Here is an 18582-nt window from a genome sequence, read left to right on the forward strand (position 1 = left end):
CCCGAAGGGCATCGCAACGCCTGCGGCAGGCAGGCGTTGCGGGTATCATCAAGGCGTCGCGTCAGCCCGACGCGACGGGCCTTCAGCCGCCGATGACGGACTTACGGGCGTCGATGATCGTCTGGTAGAAGGATTGGTCGACCTTGATGTAGTCCTTGTTGTCGCCCTGGGTGTAGGCCTTGAAGCACTCGTGGTCCGTCTTCGGAAGCTCCATGAAATAGGCCTCGATCTTTTCGCGCATCTCGGCGGGAAGGGCGTTGTTGACCATCAGCGGGCCGTTCGGGATCAGCGGCGACTTCCAGACCTCGACGAGGTCGTCCATGTCGAGATTGCCCTTGTTGACCATCTGGTGCAGGTTGCCGCCGGTATAGCCCTCTTCCCACTTGCCGACGCCCGAACCGAAGGTCGTGCCGGCATCGAACTTGCCGTCGAGGACGGCGAGGACCAGGTTCTCATGGCCGCCGCCGAAGCCGGTCTCGGAGAAATACTCCTTGACCGGCGCGCCGATTTCCTTCGGCAGCGCAACGCTTGGGACGAGATAGCCGGAGGTCGAGTCCGGATCGGCGAAGCCGAGCGTCTTGCCCTTGAGGTCGGCGAGCGTCTTGATACCGCTGTCCTTGCGGGCGACCATGATCGAGTAATAGCCAGAGGAGCCGTCCGACTGGGTGTAGGTCAGGATCGGGTCGACGGCGTCCGGCTTCTGCAGGTAGATCGCGGCATAGGAGGAGGCGCCCATCGAGGCGATGTCGATCGTGCCGCCGAGCAGGCCCTGGATGACGCCGTTATAGTCCGGCGACGGGAAGATCTGTACCTCGGACACGCCGGTGAAGGCCTTCAGGCCGTCGGCGACGCACTGGGTGTTGCGGATCTGGTCGGCCTCGTTTTCCGAACCGTCGAGACCGATGCGCAGGACCTTGACGTCCTCGGCCATCGCCGAGCCGGCGAGGACGGTGAGCGCCGCGGCGGCGAGCAGGGCTTTCTTCAGCATGGGAGTTCTCCTGTTGGTCCGGTCGGCCCGGACGGGGGTCTTGCCTATAGCTTTGCATCTCGCGCGGGTTCCGCCCGGAACCCGCATCCGCCCTTGACGCGGGCCTTCGATCCTGCCGCGGCTAGGGCCGGGCTGCCGCGAGCGCCCGTGCGCCGGCGGATGATGGGGGAATGGCGGAAGCCGGCCTGACCTGCGGCGGCAGGCTGGTCGAGGTCATCGTCTCGTCGATCTCGCCGCCGCCATAGAGCGCGCCGACCGCCTCCGCCGTCAGCGCGTCCGGCGGGCCGTCGAAGACGACGCGGCCGTGGGCCATGCCGATGATGCGCTCGCAATAGCCGCGCGCGGTGTCGAGCGTGTGCAGGTTGGTGATCACGGTGATGCCTTCGCGCGCGTTGATATCGCGCAGCGCGTCCATGACGATCCTGGCGTTCAGCGGATCGAGCGAGGCGATCGGCTCGTCGGCGAGCAGCACCTTCGGCTGCTGCATCAGCGCGCGGGCGATGGCGACGCGCTGCTGCTGGCCGCCCGACAGCGTGCCGGCCGGCTGCAGCGCGGTCTGCTCGATGCCGAGGCGTTCGAGGGCTGCGATCGCCAGCACCCGCTCCTCGTCGGTGAAGATGTTGAGAAGGCTCATGACGGTGGAACGATGGTTCAGCCGGCCGAGCAGCACGTTGGTCAACACATCCAGACGCGGCACGAGGTTGAACTGCTGGAAGATCATGGCGCAGTCGCGCTGCCAGTGGCGCAGGCGCGCGCCCTTCAGCGCCGAGACCTCGACATCGCCGTAACGGATCGTACCGGAGGAGACGTCGGCGAGCCGGTTGATCATCCTGAGCAGCGTCGACTTTCCGGCGCCGGAGCGGCCGATGACGCCGACCATCTGGCCCTGCGGAATGTCGAAGGTCACGTCGCTGACGGCGGTTTTCCTGCCGAAGGTGCGCGTGACATTGCGAAGCTGAAACATGAAACCGCGTCTTCCCTCAGTTCTTCTTCTGATCGAGGGCTTAGACGCGGTACGCGACGTCGAAATGTCAGTTTGATGTCGATTTGATTACATAGCGAATGTGTGATGGCTCATGCGCCGTAGCGCGCGAGGAAGGTCTCGGCATCGAGACTGCGGAAGTCGTCGAGCCGGTCGCGCAATGTCTGGTGGTCCCAGTCCCACCAGGCGAGATCCTCGAAGCGGCCGGCGATCTCGCGGGGGAACCGCGCGCGGATCGGCTTTGCCGGCACGCCGCCGACGATGGTATAGGGCGCGACATCGCGGCTGACGACGGCGCCGGCGCCGATTGCCGCGCCATTGCCGATCGTGACACCCGGCAGGATGGTCGCGCCGTGACCGATCCAGACGTCATGGCCGATCGTGACCCGCTTCGCCCGGCGGCGGGCGAAGAAATCCTCATCCATATCGGCATCCGGCCAGTAATCCTGCGCGCGATAGGTGAAATGGTGCAGCGTCGCCCGCTCGACCGGATGGTTGGTGGCGTTGATGCGCACCGTCGAGGCGATGTTGGCGAACTTGCCAATGGTGGCGCACCAGGCGATGCAGTCCTCCATCAGGTAGGAATAGTCGCCGATCTCGGTCTCCTCGATGCGGCAGCGCTCGGCGATCTCGGTGTAGCGGCCGAGCGTCGAGCCCTTCACCCGGGCCGTCGCGTGGATCAGCGGCGTTTGCGAGAGCTTCGTCACGCGGCGGCCTTTCGCGGCGAGAAATCCGAGACGTCGATGATCCGGTCGGCGACGAGGCCGCGCACCTCCTCGTCATGGAAGATGCCGAGCAGCGCCGTGCCGGCCGCTTTCTTCGCCGCGATCATTTCGACCACCACCTTGCGGTTGGCGGCATCCAGCGAGGCGGTCGGCTCGTCGAGCAGCAGGATCGGGTGATCTGTGATGAAGCCGCGGGCGATGTTGACGCGCTGCTGCTCGCCGCCGGAGAAGGTGGCGGGCGGCAACTGCCAGAGGTCGCGCGGCAGGTTGAGGCGCGACAAAAGGCCGGCGGCGCGATCCCGCGCTTCCTCGTTCGAAACGCCCCTCAGCACCAGCGGTTCGGCGACGATATCGAGGGCGGGGACGCGCGGCACGACCCGCAGGAACTGGCTGACATAGCCGAGCGTGGTGGCGCGCACCTTCAAGACCATGCGCGGATCGGCGCGGGCGAGATCGATCAGCGCGCCCTCATGCTCGACGAGGATCTGCCCCTCGTCGACGGAATAATTGCCGTAGAGCATCTTCAGGATCGAGCTTTTGCCGACACCCGAGGGGCCGCCGAGCACGGCGCATTCGCCCTTGCGCACGGAAAAGGTGACACCGGAGACGACGGGCAGCCTCAGCCCGCCGCGCAGATGCATGGTGAAGGTCTTCGCCACATCGGCGACGACGAGCGGGGTTGGCATGGAGGATTTCCTTTGGCTCAGACCTGCAGGATCGAGGAGACGAGAAGCTGGGTATAGGGTTCGCGCGGATCGTCGAGCACCCGGTCGGTCAGGCCCTCTTCGATGACCTGGCCGTCCTTCATCACCATCATCCGGTGCGACAGCAGGCGGGCGACGGCGAGGTCGTGGGTGACGATGATCGCCGACAGGCCGAGGTCGGCGACAAGGCTGCGCAGGAGGTCTAGGAGCCGCGCCTGCACCGAGACGTCGAGGCCGCCGGTCGGCTCGTCCATGAAGATCAGCCGCGGCGCGGTGACGAGGTTGCGGGCGATCTGCAACCGCTGGCGCATGCCGCCGGAAAAGGCGCGCGGCTGGTCGTCGATGCGGCTCTGGTCGATCTCGACGCGTTCCAGCCAGGTCAGCGCCTCGGCGCGGATGCGGCCATAATGCCGGTCGCCGACCGCCATCAGCCGCTCGCCGACATTGGCGCCGGCCGAGACCGTCATGCGCAACCCATCGGCGGGATTCTGGTGGACGAAACCCCAGTCGGTGCGCATCAGGAAACGGCGCTCGGCCTCGCCCATATGGGAGAGATTGCGATACTGCCCGTCGCGCATGCGGTATTCGATGACGCCCGCCGTCGCCGCCAGCCGGGTGGAAAGGCAGGAAAGCAGCGTCGTCTTGCCCGAACCGGATTCGCCGACGATCGCCAGGACCTCGCCGGGCCAGAGATCTAAGGAAACATTGCGACAGCCGATGCGGCTGCCGTAGAATTTCGAGATGTCGCGGACTTTGAGAAGCGGTGTCTGGGTCATTCCGCGGCCTCCTTCGGCAGCCCGAGCGCCCCGACATGGCCGTCCTCGCGGCGGGTTTCGCAATGGTCGGTATCGGAGCAGACGAACATGCGGCCGCCGCGATCATCGAGGATCACCTCGTCGAGATAGACCTGTTCGGCGCCGCAGAGCGCGCAGGGCTTGTCAAATGTCTGCACCTCGAACGGGTGGTCCTCGAAATCGAGGCTGACGACGTCGGTGAAGGGCGGCACGGCGTAGATGCGTTTTTCGCGACCGGCGCCGAACAATTGCAGCGCCGGCGAGCGGTGCATTTTCGGATTGTCGAATTTCGGCGTCGGCGAGGGGTCCATGACATAGCGGCCCTCGACCTTGACCGGATAGGCATAGGTCGTGGCGATATGGCCGTTGCGGGCGATGTCCTCGTAGAGTTTCACATGCATGAGGCCGTATTCCTCCAGCGCATGCATGACGCGGGTCTCCGTCTCGCGCGGTTCGAGGAAGCGCAAGGGTTCGGGGATCGGCACCTGGTAGACGAGCGTCTGGCCTTCCGTGAGCGGCTGTTCCGGGATGCGGTGGCGCGTCTGGATGATGGTCGCCTCGGCCGTCTTCGTCGTCACCGCGACGCGGGCGACCTTCTGGAAGAAGGCGCGGATGGAGACGGCATTGGTCGTGTCGTCGGCGCCCTGATCGATGACTTTCAGCACGTCGTCCGGCCCGAGGATCGCGGCGGTGACCTGCACGCCCCCCGTTCCCCAGCCGTAGGGCATCGGCATTTCACGGGAGGCAAACGGCACCTGATAGCCGGGAATGGCGATCGCCTTCAGGATGGCGCGGCGGATCATCCGCTTGGTCTGCTCGTCGAGATAGGCGAAGTTGTAGATGGCAAGGTCGGTCATGGCGCTCTACCTCAAGGACGGGAGGAAGGAGCGGCGGCGTGCCGGCTCCAGATCACCGGGGACTGCGGATGGACAGCACGTCGTGGATCGTCATGTTGGCAGGAATGGCCGTCATCGGTGTCATCGTCTATCTCGGCGCATCTGCAAGCGGCAGCAAGCGCCGGGGTGGCGGCAATGGCGGAGGCGACATGAACGTCCTTGCCGGTGCGGATTGTGACGGCTCCCCGGCGGGCGGCGGACATGGTGGCGGGGACGGCGGCGGAGATAGCGGCGGCGGAGATTGAGGCGCTCATTCCGCCGCCTCACGTTTTTCCGCAGGGTCAGCCACAGCCTTCGCCGCATGCTCGGCCCGCATCCGCCGGACCAGATCGAGCTCAGCCTGGAAGTCGACGTAATGCGGCAGCTTCAGGTGCTCGACAAAACCGGTCGCCTGCACATTGTCGCAGTGGGAGATGACGAATTCCTCGTCCTGCGCCGGCGCAACGCGATCCTCGCCGAATTCGTCGGCGCGAAGCGCGCGGTCCACCAGCGCCATGGCCATCGCCTTGCGCTCGCTCTGGCCGAAGACGAGGCCGTAGCCGCGGGTGAACTGCGGCGGCTTTTCGGCCGAGCCTGAAAACTGGTTGACCATCTGGCATTCGGTGACCCTCAACCGTCCGAGCGGAGCGGCAAAGCCGAGTTCCGGCATGTCCAGCTCGATCTCGACCTCGCCGATGCGGATCTCGCCGGCGAAGGGATGGGTGCGGGCATAGCCACGCTGGGTCGAATAGGCGAGTGCCAGCAGGAACCCCTCGTCGCCGCGCGACAGCGCCTGAAGACGGACGTCACGGCCAAGCGGAAACTGCAGCGGCTCGCGCGTGAGGTCCCCGACCGGCCGGTCGTCGGCAAGCGTGCCGTCGCCCTCGATCAGGCCTTCCGCTGCGAGGATGTCGGACAGACGCGCCGGCTGCGCCGCGTCTGCCGGCCTGCGGGCGGCCTCCTCGACCGGCGCGTCGCCTGTCAGCGCGGGATCGAGCAGACGGTGCGTATAGTCGAAGGTCGGGCCGAGCAGCTGGCCGCCCGGCAGGTCCTTGTAGGTCGCCGAGACGCGGCGCTCGATCGCCATCGCGCCGGTATCGGCCGGCGCGCTGTAGCCGAAGCGCGGCAGCGTCGTACGGTAGGCGCGCAGCAGGAAGATCGCCTCGATCATGTCGCCGCGCGCCTGCAACAGGGCAAGTGCGGCCAGCGGCGGATCGTAGAGCGAGGCTTCCGCCATGACACGGTCGACGGCGAGGCCGAGCTGGTTTTCGATCTGTCCGGGGGAGACGGCCGGCAGCGACCGGTCGCCGCGGCGGCGGTCGGCGAGCAGCCGGTGGGCATTGGCGATGGCGGCCTCGCCACCCTTGACGGCGACATACATTTAAACACTCCTCGCGGACATTCAAAGCCTCCTTGCGGGACGGGTGCCCGACGGCCTCGGTCTCAGGGCGTCAGCCGCGTCGTGCGCGGCAGGCAGAGGATCTCGGACCCGGCGGCAAGTATCAAGTCGACCCCGCGCGGGAACAGCGCCCGGTTCTCCGCCCAGAGGTCCGGGAAGATCTCCGGCAGGCCCGCCGGCGCGATCTCCGTCGTCGCCTCGATGCCGGGACCCCTCAGGGTCAGGCGGCGGCCGCCGGCGAGCGCCAGCAGCTCCACCACCAGCGTCGTCGAGCGGTCGGGATAGTCCTGGGTGCCGGCGGAAAAGGCACTGAGGCACAGAGCCTCAGGCCCGGTAAAGGCGAAATGCGCCTCGGCCTTCACGCGGGTCACCGGAGCTCCGGTATGAAAGGCCAGCCAGCCGGGAAGCGCCGAGGCTAGAAGCGGTGGCGCGAGATAGACCGGCGTATCTCCGTCGCAGAGCGTCAGCGCCACGGCCCCTGCGGCAGGGCCGAGCGGCGTCGGCGGCTCGGCGCGCGCCGGCAGGGTGACGATCGTGCCCGGCCGCGCCATCGCGTCCATCAGGGCTCGGAACACCGCCTGGGACTGGAAGACCGGATCGGAGAAGGCGCCCGACAGCGCCACGGTCGACAGGGCCATCAGTCGTCCCCCCGGACCATGGTGAAGAAATCGACGCGGGTGGCGGCGGTTTCCTCGGCCTTGCGCCGGTCCTCATCGGCGATGTGCGCCTCGATCTCCGCAAGCAGCGCCTCGACCGCGCCGCGCGTCTCGCGACGTTGCGCGAGGGCGTCGAAGATCGCCGAAAGCCGCGCCGCCTCGCGGTCGGTGCCGAGCCGCTGGCCGTGGCCGATCTCGCCGGTCGCAAGCCGGACCGTGGCCCGGCTGACGGTCGCCTCGCCGAGATTGAACGGATCGCCGCCGCCGCCGATCCGGCCGCGCACCATGATCAGCCCCGTTTCCGGACCCCGCACCAGCGCCACCTCCGGATGGGGTTCCATCGCGGCAAGGGCCGCCTGCAACGTCTCTGTCCGCGCCATGGCAAGAAGCCGCATCGCGCGGGCCCGCGTGGAATGCGCCCCTGTACCGTCCTTGTCGTCTCGTCCTGCCTCAATCGTCATTGCCTTCATCCAAGATGTCTATTAATCTAGACAACCATACAATCCGGCTTCTGTCTATGAGCCGAACGTGACGGGCTGATGACATGACGGCGGAAGTGGCGACGGAAAGGGCGATGGGGATCGAGCGGCAGACCGGGGTGGCGCTCTGGCGGCAGATCGCCGACCGCATCCGCCATGAGATCGCTGCCGGTGACTATGACGGGACGGGGATGATGCCTGCGGAGACGCTGCTCGCCGCCCGGTTTGGCGTCAACCGGCACACGGTGCGCAGTGCCCTTGCCGCGCTCGCCGACGAGGGGCTGGTCCGGCCGATACAGGGCGTCGGCACGCTTGTCGAACGGCGCGCGCGCTTCAGCTTTCCGATCTCGCGTCGCACGCGCTTTTCCGCCGGGCTCGGCAACCAGGCGCAGGACCTGACGATCCGGGTGATCGAGCACGCCGTCGTGCCGGCAACGCCCGAGGTCGCCGCAGGGCTGGGGCTTGCGGCCGGCGCGGCGGTCCTCCGCATCGTCATGACCGGCACGGCGGACGGGCGGCCTGTGTCGGTCGCGACCGGCTTCGTCGATGCCGGGCGTTTTCCGCGCATGGCCAAGGAGATGGAGCGCACCGGCTCGGTCACCCGCGCCTTCGCCGCCCACGGGCTCGACGACTATGTCCGCGCCTCGACCGAGATCATCGCGCGACATGCCGACCAGGCCGAGCTCGACCATCTGGCGCTGTCGCCGGGCGCGATCGTCCTCGAGACACGCTCGGTCAACGTCGATGCGGACGGCCGGCCGGTGCAATATGCAGTGACGCGCTTTGCCGCCGACCGCATGCGGCTGACGATCGAAAGCTGACGGCAGGAAAAGGACAAGGTCTTTTGCCGCAAACGGCGGTTTCGGGCGCCGTCGATCTGCGTTAAGACGGCCGGGCCGTCCGTGGCAGAAGCCGGATCCGGAGGGCGGGAGGCGTTTGCGGCTCGAAGGGCCGACGGACGTCCGCGCGCCGATCCTTCCAATCGAAGCGAGAAACCGATGAGCTACACCCGCCCCGCCCTGTCCCTCACCCATGCCGGCGCGCTGAAGGCGCTCGCGGCCGCCGTCGCCCGTGCCGAGGAGATCAGGGTGCCGCAATGCATCGTTATAGTCGATGTCAGCGGCGAGACGGTCGCCAGCCTGCGCATGGAGGGGGCGAAATACCTCTCGATGCACACGGCGCGCTCCAAGGCGCGCACCGCCGCCTCGATCAACAACGCCACCGGCGCCATGGCCTTCGAATTCGGCACCGCCGCCGGCATCGCCTCGCAGGGCGGCGTCACGACGCTTCCGGGCGGCCTGCCGATCCGCTTCGACGGCGTCATCGCCGGCGCGATCGGCGTCGGTTCGGGAACGGGCGAGCAGGATTTCGACGTGGCGCGCGCGGCCCTTGCCGCGATCGGCGCCGACGCCCTCTGATGGAGTCATGAAAAGGGCCGGCGGATCGCTCCGCCGGCCCTTTTCAGTCATGCGGGATCGGCGCCATCAGAAGTCGAACTGGCCGATGTTTTCCTTGGTGAAGACGTAGGGCGCGCCGAGCAGGATCTCCGAACCGTTGATCACCTTCAGTTCGCCGAGCTTGCCGGCCTTGACCGAGGTCGCGCCCGCCTTCAGGTCGCCGTCGGCGGCCGCGCGCAGCACATAGGCCGCCGCATAGCCGAGATCGACGGGATTCCAGAGCACCACCGACTTGACGCAGTCCTTCTCGACATAGGGCTTCATCGCGTTCGGCGTGGCAAGGCCGACGACGGCGACCTGGCCGCACTTGCCGGCCTGGGTGACGGCATCGGCGGAGGCCGGCGTTGCGACCGACGTCATGCCGAGGATGCCCTTGAGCTCGGGGCCGTACTTGTTGATCAGCGTGTTCGCCTGGTTGAAGGACAGGATGTTGTCTTCCTGGGCCTCCACCGTTTCCAGCCACTTCATGTCCGGGTAGCAGCTCGCCTGGTAGGCGGCCATCTCGGCGATCCAGCGCGCCTGGTTCGGCGTGGTGAAGGTCGAGGTGACGATGGCGAAGGAGGCGTCCTTGCCGGCCTCGGCCGCGAGGCTGTCGATCATCGCCTTGGCGATGCCGTTGAACTCGGCCTGGTTGACGAACCACTGGCGCGCATCCGGCTCGGAATTGGCGTCGTAGCCGACAACGTTGATCCCGGCGGCGAGCGCCTTCTTCAGCACCGGCGCGATCGCGACCGGATCGTTGGCGGCAAAGAGGATGCCGTCGACGCCCGACGTGATGTAGTTGTCGAGAAGCGTGATCTGGTCGTCGATGTTGGCCTTGGTCGAGCCGTCGGTCTTGGCCTCCATGTTGCCGAGCTCGGCGGCGGCGTCGGCGATGCCCTTCGACGTGGCGTTGAAATAGCCGATGCCGACGAGCTTCGGCACGTCGACGACCTTGATCGTCTTGCCCTTGCGGTCCGGCGCGTTGGTCGGCTCGCCGCCGTCATAGGCGGATGCGACCGGGGTGGCCGGCGTGCCGTCGCAGGCGAGCGGGTTCGTCGGCAGGTCGTCTCCCCCCGTCCAGGCCGACTGCGCATGGGCGAAGCCTGCCGAAAGCGACAGGCTCACCAGCGATGCTGTGATGATCTTACGCATGCTTTCCTCCTCCTAGTGACGCGAACCGCCCCTGTTGAAACGGCAGGGCGGGCCGCCTGTTGTTCCTACCGGTTGCCGTCCCGGTGAAAGATGTTGCTGAGCAGGATCGTGACGATCAGCACGAGCCCGATCAGCACGATGGTGCCGTCGCCCTTGACGCCGGCGAGCGACAGGCCGTTCTTCAGCGCCTGGATCAGCACGAGGCCGAGAAGCGTTCCGGCAACGGTGCCGCGGCCGCCGAAAATGCTGGTGCCGCCGAGAACGACGGCGGTGATCGCGTCGAGTTCGAGGCCCGTGCCCATGTCGGAGCGGGTGGTCGACACGCGCGAGACGAAGATGACGCCGGCGAGCGCCGCGACGAAGCCGGACGCGGTGTAGATCGCCAGCTTCGCACGATCGACCGGCAGGCCGGAAAAGCGCGCCGCCACTTCGTTGGAGCCGATGGCGTAGACGATGCGGCCCCATCGCGTCAGGCCGAGCACGATGGTCGCCAGCACCGCGACGGCGAGCAGGATCCAGATCTGTGTCGGAATGCCGAGGACGTTGCCCTGGCCAAGCACGTAGAACCAGTCGGGATAGCCGCGCACCGAGCGCGCCTGGCTGATACCCTCGGCAAGGCCGCGATAGAGCGCCAGCGTCGCCAGCGTCGCGATCAGCGGCGGCACACGGAAGCGGGTGATGATCAGCCCGTTGACGAGACCGGCAACCGTGCCGCAGGCGATGGCGCCGAGCGCGGCGACCGGCAGCGGCATGCCGACATTCTTCCAGAACACGCCGGTGAGGATCGCGGTCAGCCCGACGATCGAGCCGACCGAGAGGTCGATGCCGCCGGTGACGATGACGAAGGTCATGATGATGGCGACGAGGCCGACCTCGGTCATCAGCCGCGCCTGGTTCAAGAGGTTGTCGACGGTGAAGAAGCGGTCGGACTGGGCGGCGAGCAGGATCAGCACGATCACCGTCAGCGCGGCGAGGATCGTTTCGTGGCGAAGGAGCGAGCGAAGCGTCATCGTCCCGTCCCCCTCAGGCCGTGCGCCGGCGGCGGATCATGTCCGCGAGCACGGTGACGAGGATCAGGAGGCCGATCACCGCGCGCAGCCAGTAGGCCGAGACATTGGTGAAGATCAGCGCCGAGCCGATGGTGGCAAAGAGGATCGCGGCGAGGGTCGAGCCGATCACGGTGCCGGTGCCGCCGAGGATCGACACGCCGCCGATGACGGCCGCGGTGATCACCGTCAGTTCGAGGTTCGGCGGCACGGTCGACTGGATGACCTGGAGTTGCGTGGCGAAGAGGATCGTCGCGAGACCGGCGAACATGCCGTGGATCATGAAGACCTGCACGGTGCGCCGCTCGATCGGGATGCCGGTGGCGCGCGCGGCCTCCGGATTGCCGCCGACGGCGTAGAGCGAGCGGCCGAAGCCCGAATAGCGCATCCAGAAAGCGGCGGCGAGCGACAGGATGACCATGAAGAAGATCGGCGCCGGGATGCCGAAGGGTTTCTGCTGGGCGATGAGGAATTCCGGCGGCAGGTTGGAGATCCAGGCGCCGCCGGTGACCGAGATCAGCCCGCCGCGCAGGATCGACAGCATGCCGAGCGTGACGACGATCGAGGGGATGCGGGCATAGGCGACGAGGATGCCGATCACCGCGTTGACGGCGATGCCGATCAGCACGGGAAGGAACCAGGCGACCCAGACCGGATAGCCGCTGACGGCGAGCGTGCCGGAGATCGTCGCCAGCACGCCGATCAGCGCCCCGACCGAGACGTCGATGTGGCCGGTGATGATGATCATCGCCATGCCGATGGCGGCGACGGCGATATAGGCGTTGCCGGAGAAGATCGTGTTGAGGTTTTCCGGGCTGAGGAACCGCGGATTGTAGAGGCCGACGGCGATGAAGAGAACGGCGAGCGCGCCGAGGATGACGACCTCCTGGCCGTAGCTCGCATAGATCCGGGAAAGAAGGCCGCGCTCGCGGCGGGTGGGGGCGGTGGAACCGGCGAACGCCATCATGCTGCTTCCGTCTTGTCGCTGGCGACCGTCATCGCCGATCCGACCGTCTCCGGCGTGGCGTCGGCGCGGTCGATGATCGTCACCTGACGGCCGTTGTTCATCACCAGGATGCGGTCGCTCATGCCGATGACCTCCGGCAGCTCGCTGGAGATCATGATGATCGCCAGACCCTTGCGGGCGAGCTCGCCCATCATCGTGTGGATCTCGGCCTTGGCCCCGACGTCGATGCCACGCGTCGGTTCGTCGAGGATCAGGATCTTCGGCTCCGTCTCCAGCCACTTTGCGATGACGACCTTCTGCTGGTTGCCCCCGGACAACTGGCCGACCGGCTGGTCGATGCTGCGGGCGCGCACGCCGAGGCGCTTGACCGCCGCGACGGCGCGCTGCGCCTCTTCGGCGAAGCGGATGAAGATGCCGCTGGTCATCCGGTCGATCGAGGCCATCGAGATGTTCTGCTTGATGGTCATCGCCTTGACGAGGCCCTGCAGGCCGCGATCCTCAGGCACATAGGCGATGCCGAGATCGCGCGCCGCCTTCGGCGTGCGGATCGCAACCGGCCTGCCGTCGATCCGGATCGTGCCGGAGGTGGCCGGCGTGATGCCGAAGAGGGTCAGTGCGAGCTCAGTCCGCCCGGAGCCGACGAGGCCGCCGATGCCAAGGATCTCGCCGCGCTTCAGCGAGAAGGACATGTCGTTGACGAGCTTGCCACAGGTGAGGTTCTCCACCTCGAGGATCGTCTCGCCGATGAGCGGCTCGGCTTTCGGGAACAGCTGGTCGATCGAGCGGCCGACCATCATCGAGACCAGCGTCGCCTCGGTAACCTCGCCGATGGCGCGGGTGCCGATCAGCGCGCCGTCGCGCAACACCGTCACCCGGTCGGCAAGCGCGAAGATCTCCGGCATGCGGTGGCTGACATAGATGATGCCGACGCCGCGCTTTCGCAGCATGCGCACGACCGACATCAGCCGCTGCACGTCGGCCTCCACCAGCGAGGCGGTGGGTTCGTCCATGATCAGGACGCGCGCGTCGTGCGAGAGCGCCTTGGCGATCTCGACGCGCTGGCGCTGCGCCACCGACAGCGTCGACACCTTGGTGTCGACGTCGAGATCGTGGGTGTCGAGGCTGTCGAGCAGGACGCGGGCCCTGCTACGCGTCGTCGGCCAGTCGATGCCGCCCCAGGAATGGCGCGGATAATGGCCGAGGAAGATGTTTTCCGCGACCGTCAGCTCCGGAAAAAGCAGCAGCTCCTGGTAGACGGTGGCGATGCCCTCCCGCGTCGCGTCGCGGGTCGAGGCGAACTGCGCCTCGCGGCCGTTGACGACCATCGTGCCGCCCGGATCGGGCGCGTAGAGGCCCGAGATGATCTTGATGAGCGTCGATTTTCCCGCGCCGTTCTCGCCGAGCAGCGCATGCACCTCGCCGGGACGGATGTCGAAATCCACATCCTTCAGGACACGGATTCCGCTGAACGACTTGGACGCGCCCGTCAGCCTGACGAATGGCAGACTTCCCGGCGTCGCGGCCTCCTGCGACATGCCTTCTCCTCCCGGCATTGCTCGATGCCGGCGCGTCTCCTCACGCCCCGGCATCTTCGATCAAATATATGCAGCATCGATCAACTTTGGTCAAGCCATGATGCACTGCACTCTAACTTGCTTATTTTATGCGAATGCTGCATCAATATCCTCACTCTATGAGGATTTGCGATCATGAGTGTCGAAGGCGGGGAGCAGGAACGTCACCGGCTGATCCAGGCGGCCCTCGCCGAGCGCCCCTTCGCCACGGTCAAGGACCTTCTCGACGTGATCGACGCCTCGCCGGCGACCATTCGGCGCGACATTGCCAAGTTGCATCAGGCCGGCGTCATCCGCAAGGTCTTCGGCGGCATCGCGCTGCCGGAGGGAACGCCGGCGCAACGCCGCCATGCCAAACCCTTCGAGGAAAACCGCGTCCTCAACGTCGATGCCAAGACCGCGATCGCCCGCGTCGCCGAAACGCTCTGCCGCGACGGCGACAGCCTGATCGTCAATGGCGGCACCACCTGCTTCATCTTCGCGCAGTTGCTCGCCCGCCGCAGCCTGAAGATCTACACCAATTCGATGCCGGTCGCGGCCTCGCTCTGGGAAAGCGGCGTCTGTCATGTGACGCTTTCCGGCGGCGAACTGCATCGGGAGCCGGGCATCGTCTTCTCGCCGGGCGTTGCCGAACCCGATGTCTTCGCGTCGAAATTCTTTCTCGGCGCCCAGGGGATCGGCCCGTCCGGGCTGATGGAATCCCATCCGCTGCTGGTGCGCGTGACCGAACGGCTCGCCCAGCGCGCCGACGAGATCATCGTGCTCGCCGACAGCAGCAAGTTCGACATCCGCGCCCGCTACCCCGTGCTGCCGATCGCGCGGATCAGCACGGTGATCACCGACGCGCGCCTCACCGAGGCCCAGGCCGACATGCTGCGCGACGAGGGGGTGGAGGTGATCGTCGCCCCGGACCGCGCCACGGAATGAGCGCCGCTCAGGCGGAGCCGGCGAGAATGATCGCCGATGATCATCGTTGCGCCGCAGCGAAGACGCGGTGATGCGACCGGCGGCCATGGACGACAGCAGGCGCGGCGACCGATTTTCCCCTCCGGGCGCCCGCATCTGCGGCCGTCGCGGGCCTTGCTGCGACGCAGCGACGATTTGCCCTTGCCATGTTCAGTAAATCAGGTTTCACTCAACATATTGCTCAACACGGTCGGGGAGGATCGCGTCGGGCGGGAGGCTGACTGTGGCAAGCGGGCATGACGCCCGCTTCTTGTATCTGGGAGGAATACATGCAGACGAAGACCCTCTATGGCCTGGCGGCGGCGCTGATGCTGTCGACGGCCGCACCGCAGGTGGCGCAGGCTGACGAGCTGACGCTCTGCTGGGCCGCCTGGGACCCGGCCAACGCGCTGGTCGAACTGTCGAAGGACTTCACCGCCAAGACCGGCACGGCGATGAAATTCGAATTCGTGCCCTGGCCGAACTTCGCCGACCGCATCCTCAACGAGCTCAACGCCGGCGGAAAGCTCTGCGACCTGCTGATCGGCGACAGCCAGTGGCTCGGCGGCTCGGCCGAGAACGGCTACTACGTCAAGCTCAACGATTTCTTCGACAAGGAAGGGATCAAGATGAGCGACTTCGCCGAAGCCGCCGTCAACGCCTATTCCACCTGGCCGAAGGGCACGCCGAACTACTGGGCGCTGCCGGCCATGGGCGACGCCAACGCCTGGTTTTACCGCAAGGACTGGTTCGCCAAGCCGGAACTGCAGGCCGAGTTCAAGGAGAAGACCGGCCGCGACCTCGCCGTGCCGAAGACCTGGGACGAGCTTCTCGAGACGGCGAAGTTCTTCAATGGCAAGGAGATCGACGGAAAGAAGGTCTATGGCGCGGCGATCTTCACCGAGCGCGCCTCGGAAGGCATCACCATGGGCGCGACGCAGGCGCTCTACCCCTACGGCTTTAAGTACGAGAAAACGCCCGGCAAATACGACATGGAGGGCGCCGTCAATTCGGAAGGCGCCGTCAAGGGGCTGGAGGCTTACAAGGAACTCTACAAGTGCTGCACGCCACCCGGCTACACCGACGCCTATATGGGCGAGACGCTGGACGCCTTCAAATCCGGCCAGGCGGCGATGGCGATGAACTGGTTCGCCTTCTTCCCCGGCCTTTACAAGGACGAGAATGTCGGCGGTGACAAGATCGGCTTCTTCGTCAATCCGAAGGAGGCGGTCGCGGCCTCGACGCTTGGCGGCCAGGGCATTTCCGTCGTCGCCAACACCGACAACATGGACGGCGCGCTCGCCTACATCAAATGGTTCGCCGACCCCGAGGTGCAGAAAAAGTGGTGGTCGCTCGGCGGCTATGCCGTGCACAATGCCGTGCTGAACGACCCGTCCTTCAAGGACAGCCAGCCCTTTGCCGCCGACTTCCTTGTCGCGATGAACCAGGTACAGGACTTCTGGCAGGAACCCTCCTACGCCATCCTGCTCCAGGCGGCGCAGAAGCGCTTCCACGACTATGTCGTCGCCGACCAGGGCACCGCCAAGGAGGCGCTCGACGCGCTGGTCAAGGACTGGACCGCGACCTTCGAGGACGACGGCAAGCTCTGATCCTCCCGCAAGCGGCTTGCCGCCCGGGTCCGGCCGTCAAAGGCGGCCGGACCGTCCACCGACCGACCGCAGGCACGGCGCTCCCATGGCGGAGGCCGGCCCGCACCTGACCATGCTAGGGTGGCGTCTTGACGGAAACTTCTCATTCCCTCGTCGACAAGGCGGCGGTCTCCGCCGCGCGCGGCACGCCGGAGCGGCTCGCGGCCCGGGTGCGCGGGCTCTCCGACCGGGCGATCGCCTGGATCTTCATCACGCCGGCGATCGTGCTGCTGCTCGCGATCAACATCTTCCCGCTGATCTGGGCGGTTTACCTTTCCTTCACCAATTACCGCGCCAACCGGCCGAACGCGGCGGTCGAGACGGTGGGCCTGCGCAATTACGAGCGCGTGCTGACCGATCCCGACATCTGGGCGGCGATGCAGACGACGGCGCATTTCGTCTTCTGGACCATCGTGTTCCAGACGATCATCGGCTTCACGCTTGCCTATCTGATCGACCGGAAATTCCGCGGCCACGCCTTCTGGACGACCGTCATCTTGATCCCGATGATGCTGTCGCCGGCCGTCGTCGGCAATTTCTGGCGCTTCCTCTACCAGCCGCAGATCGGGCTCTTCAACTACATCGTCTCCTTCTTCACCGGCATCCCGCCCTCCTCCTTCGAGATGCTCGGATCCGTGCCGCTGTCGCCCTGGGCGATCGTCATCGTCGACACCTGGATGTGGACGCCCTATGTCATGCTGATCTGCCTCGCCGGCCTGCGCTCGATCCCGGATTACATCTACGAGGCGGCCGAGGTCGACCGGGCGCCGGCCTGGCGGCAGTTCGTCTCGATCACCCTGCCGATGGCGCTGCCCTTCATCATGCTCGCCGTGCTCTTCCGCGGCATCGAGAACTTCAAGATGTTCGACATGGTGATGCTGCTCACCGGCGGCGGGCCGGGCTCGACCACCGAGGTCGCCTCGATCACGCTGAAGCGGCAGGCCTTCGAAAGCTGGCTCACCGGCCGCTCCTCCGCCTTCGCCATCATCCTCTTCGTCGCCGTCTTCGGCCTCGCCAACATCTACGTGAAGGCCCTCAACAAGGTGAAGAGCCGATGAGCACCGCCAACACCGCCCATTCCGTCGTCGAGCCCAGCGTCACCACCAAGCGCATCGCCGGCGCCATCGTCATCCTCTACGCGCTGGTGACGATGATCCCGCTCGCCTGGATCTTCCTCACCAGCATCAAATCGCCGCCGGACTCGATTTCCTATCCGCCGAAGCTTTTCTTCTCGCCGACGCTCGAGGGCTACTGCAACCTCTTCACCACCCGCACGCGGCAGACGCCGGACTATATCCAGAGCCTCGGCCCCCCGACGGGCACGTGCGACGAGATCACCCGCAGCCGCAACATGGTGATCGCCGGACCGTCGAACTACTGGCCGCGCTTCCAGAACTCGATGATCATCGCCTTCGGCTCGACCTTCCTCGCCGTGACGCTCGGCACGCTGGCTGCCTACGGCTTCTCGCGCTTCAGGGTGCCGCTCGCCGACGACCTCCTGTTCTTCATCCTGTCGACACGGATGATGCCGCCGATCGCCGTCGCCATCCCGATCTACCTGATGTACCGCCAGCTCGGGCTTTCCGACACGGCGCTCGGCATGATCCTGCTCTACACCGCCGTCAACGTCTCGCTCGCCGTCTGGCTGCTCAAGGGATTCATCGACGAGATCCCGCGCGAATACGAGGAGGCGGCGATGATCGACGGCTATACCCGGCTCCAGGCCTTCCGCAAGGTGGTGCTGCCGCAGGCGACGACCGGGATCGCCGCCACCGCGATCTTCTGCCTGATCTTCGCCTGGAACGAATATGCCTTCGCCGTGCTGCTGACCTCGGGCTCCGCCCAGACGGCGCCGCCCTTCATCCCGACGATCATCGGCGAGGGCGGCATGGACTGGCCGGCGGTCGCGGCCGGCACCACCATCTTCCTCGTGCCGATCCTCGTCTTCACCATCCTGCTGCGCAAGCAACTGTTGCGCGGCATCACCTTCGGAGCCGTGCGCAAATGACGAACGACCCCGCCCCCCGCAAGGTCTCCCGACCCGCCCTCCTCCGGCGCGGGCCGATGGAGATGGTCGCCACGATCCTGATCGGCCTCGGCTTCCTGATGCTGTTCCAGCCCTTCGTCATGGCGCTCTACACCTATTCTTTCGTCACGCTGCTCGCCGGCACCGTGATGTTCATCATCGTCTCGAAATTTCCGGAGTAG

The 18582-nt window shown here is 66.5% G+C and carries 21 protein-coding genes; 8 read left to right on the top strand and 13 right to left on the bottom strand.

Translation table 11 applies throughout. The annotated features are described in order from the left end of the window. Positions 1-82: 82 nt before the first annotated feature. The 6 genes from phnD to ACEVQ6_RS12050 all read right to left on the bottom strand — a co-directional run bounded on the left by phnD (position 83) and on the right by ACEVQ6_RS12050 (position 5050). Positions 83-988 carry a phosphonate ABC transporter substrate-binding protein gene (gene phnD / locus ACEVQ6_RS12025; protein WP_374889229.1) on the bottom strand — a complete coding sequence of 302 codons (906 nt, stop codon included), beginning with the start codon at positions 986-988 and terminating at the stop codon, positions 83-85. A gap of 121 nt (positions 989-1109) precedes the next feature. Then, positions 1110-1952 carry a phosphonate ABC transporter ATP-binding protein gene (gene phnC, locus ACEVQ6_RS12030; protein ID WP_374889230.1) on the bottom strand — a complete coding sequence of 281 codons (843 nt, stop codon included), beginning with the start codon at positions 1950-1952 and terminating at the stop codon, positions 1110-1112. Positions 1953-2062: 110 nt separating this feature from the next. After that, a complete protein-coding gene (locus ACEVQ6_RS12035; protein WP_374889231.1) occupies positions 2063-2677 on the bottom strand; it encodes a DapH/DapD/GlmU-related protein in 615 nt (204 codons plus the stop codon). Continuing rightward, complete coding sequence (gene phnL, locus ACEVQ6_RS12040) at positions 2674-3381, bottom strand: phosphonate C-P lyase system protein PhnL (RefSeq protein ID WP_374889232.1); 708 nt, start codon at positions 3379-3381, stop codon at positions 2674-2676. The genes ACEVQ6_RS12035 and phnL overlap by 4 nt, the downstream gene beginning before the upstream one ends. A 17-nt stretch (positions 3382-3398) precedes the next feature. Next, the gene (gene phnK / locus ACEVQ6_RS12045; RefSeq protein ID WP_374889233.1) at positions 3399-4175 is read right to left on the bottom strand and encodes a phosphonate C-P lyase system protein PhnK; all 777 of its coding nucleotides are present in this window, start codon (positions 4173-4175) and stop codon (positions 3399-3401) included. Further along, positions 4172-5050, bottom strand: coding sequence for an alpha-D-ribose 1-methylphosphonate 5-phosphate C-P-lyase PhnJ (locus ACEVQ6_RS12050; protein WP_374889234.1), 879 nt, complete (start codon positions 5048-5050; stop codon positions 4172-4174). Before ACEVQ6_RS12050 ends, phnK begins: the two co-directional genes overlap by 4 nt. 68 nt (positions 5051-5118) lie before the next feature. Between ACEVQ6_RS12050 and ACEVQ6_RS12055 the strand changes: the two genes are divergently transcribed. Beyond that, on the top strand, positions 5119-5334 hold the full coding sequence (locus ACEVQ6_RS12055; protein WP_374889235.1) for a hypothetical protein: 216 nt from the start codon (positions 5119-5121) through the stop codon (positions 5332-5334). Positions 5335-5339: 5 nt separating this feature from the next. Here ACEVQ6_RS12055 and ACEVQ6_RS12060 read toward each other — a convergent pair whose 3' ends face one another. From ACEVQ6_RS12060 to phnG, 3 genes are all read right to left on the bottom strand, one after another. Beyond that, positions 5340-6449, bottom strand: a complete 1110-nt coding sequence (locus ACEVQ6_RS12060; protein ID WP_374889236.1) for a carbon-phosphorus lyase complex subunit PhnI — start codon at positions 6447-6449, stop codon at positions 5340-5342. A 62-nt stretch (positions 6450-6511) separates the two neighbouring features. Next, positions 6512-7105 carry a phosphonate C-P lyase system protein PhnH gene (gene phnH, locus ACEVQ6_RS12065; protein ID WP_374889237.1) on the bottom strand — a complete coding sequence of 198 codons (594 nt, stop codon included), beginning with the start codon at positions 7103-7105 and terminating at the stop codon, positions 6512-6514. Beyond that, complete coding sequence (gene phnG / locus ACEVQ6_RS12070) at positions 7105-7584, bottom strand: phosphonate C-P lyase system protein PhnG (protein WP_374889238.1); 480 nt, start codon at positions 7582-7584, stop codon at positions 7105-7107. The genes phnH and phnG overlap by 1 nt, the downstream gene beginning before the upstream one ends. A gap of 83 nt (positions 7585-7667) precedes the next feature. On the opposite strand from phnG, the gene phnF reads away from it, so the two are divergent. Together phnF and ACEVQ6_RS12080 are read left to right on the top strand one after the other, a co-directional pair. Further along, positions 7668-8423: a phosphonate metabolism transcriptional regulator PhnF gene (gene phnF / locus ACEVQ6_RS12075; RefSeq protein ID WP_374889239.1), complete on the top strand. Its 756-nt coding sequence runs from the start codon at positions 7668-7670 to the stop codon at positions 8421-8423. Between the two features lie 177 nt (positions 8424-8600). Beyond that, entirely contained in the window at positions 8601-9020 is a 420-nt protein-coding gene (locus ACEVQ6_RS12080; protein WP_374889240.1) for a GlcG/HbpS family heme-binding protein, read from the top strand. A gap of 66 nt (positions 9021-9086) precedes the next feature. Here ACEVQ6_RS12080 and ACEVQ6_RS12085 read toward each other — a convergent pair whose 3' ends face one another. The 4 genes from ACEVQ6_RS12085 to ACEVQ6_RS12100 all read right to left on the bottom strand — a co-directional run bounded on the left by ACEVQ6_RS12085 (position 9087) and on the right by ACEVQ6_RS12100 (position 13741). Further along, positions 9087-10193: a substrate-binding domain-containing protein gene (locus ACEVQ6_RS12085; RefSeq protein ID WP_374889241.1), complete on the bottom strand. Its 1107-nt coding sequence runs from the start codon at positions 10191-10193 to the stop codon at positions 9087-9089. Positions 10194-10258: 65 nt separating this feature from the next. Next, positions 10259-11203: an ABC transporter permease gene (locus tag ACEVQ6_RS12090; RefSeq protein ID WP_374889242.1), complete on the bottom strand. Its 945-nt coding sequence runs from the start codon at positions 11201-11203 to the stop codon at positions 10259-10261. A gap of 13 nt (positions 11204-11216) precedes the next feature. Then, the gene (locus ACEVQ6_RS12095) at positions 11217-12203 is read right to left on the bottom strand and encodes an ABC transporter permease (protein WP_374889467.1); all 987 of its coding nucleotides are present in this window, start codon (positions 12201-12203) and stop codon (positions 11217-11219) included. Next, entirely contained in the window at positions 12203-13741 is a 1539-nt protein-coding gene (locus ACEVQ6_RS12100) for a sugar ABC transporter ATP-binding protein (protein WP_374889243.1), read from the bottom strand. The genes ACEVQ6_RS12095 and ACEVQ6_RS12100 overlap by 1 nt, the downstream gene beginning before the upstream one ends. A gap of 174 nt (positions 13742-13915) precedes the next feature. Between ACEVQ6_RS12100 and ACEVQ6_RS12105 the strand changes: the two genes are divergently transcribed. From ACEVQ6_RS12105 to ACEVQ6_RS12125, 5 genes are all read left to right on the top strand, one after another. Next, positions 13916-14707 carry a DeoR/GlpR family DNA-binding transcription regulator gene (locus ACEVQ6_RS12105; protein ID WP_374889244.1) on the top strand — a complete coding sequence of 264 codons (792 nt, stop codon included), beginning with the start codon at positions 13916-13918 and terminating at the stop codon, positions 14705-14707. A 308-nt stretch (positions 14708-15015) separates the two neighbouring features. Then, positions 15016-16335 carry an ABC transporter substrate-binding protein gene (locus ACEVQ6_RS12110; RefSeq protein WP_374889245.1) on the top strand — a complete coding sequence of 440 codons (1320 nt, stop codon included), beginning with the start codon at positions 15016-15018 and terminating at the stop codon, positions 16333-16335. Between the two features lie 128 nt (positions 16336-16463). Further along, positions 16464-17432 carry a carbohydrate ABC transporter permease gene (locus ACEVQ6_RS12115; RefSeq protein WP_374889246.1) on the top strand — a complete coding sequence of 323 codons (969 nt, stop codon included), beginning with the start codon at positions 16464-16466 and terminating at the stop codon, positions 17430-17432. Beyond that, a complete protein-coding gene (locus tag ACEVQ6_RS12120) occupies positions 17429-18382 on the top strand; it encodes a carbohydrate ABC transporter permease (RefSeq protein WP_374889247.1) in 954 nt (317 codons plus the stop codon). The genes ACEVQ6_RS12115 and ACEVQ6_RS12120 overlap by 4 nt, the downstream gene beginning before the upstream one ends. Beyond that, a complete protein-coding gene (locus tag ACEVQ6_RS12125) occupies positions 18379-18582 on the top strand; it encodes a hypothetical protein (RefSeq protein ID WP_374889248.1) in 204 nt (67 codons plus the stop codon). The genes ACEVQ6_RS12120 and ACEVQ6_RS12125 overlap by 4 nt, the downstream gene beginning before the upstream one ends.

This window comes from Ensifer soli, assembly GCF_041928815.1.
Lineage (GTDB): Bacteria > Pseudomonadota > Alphaproteobacteria > Rhizobiales > Rhizobiaceae > JBHFEI01.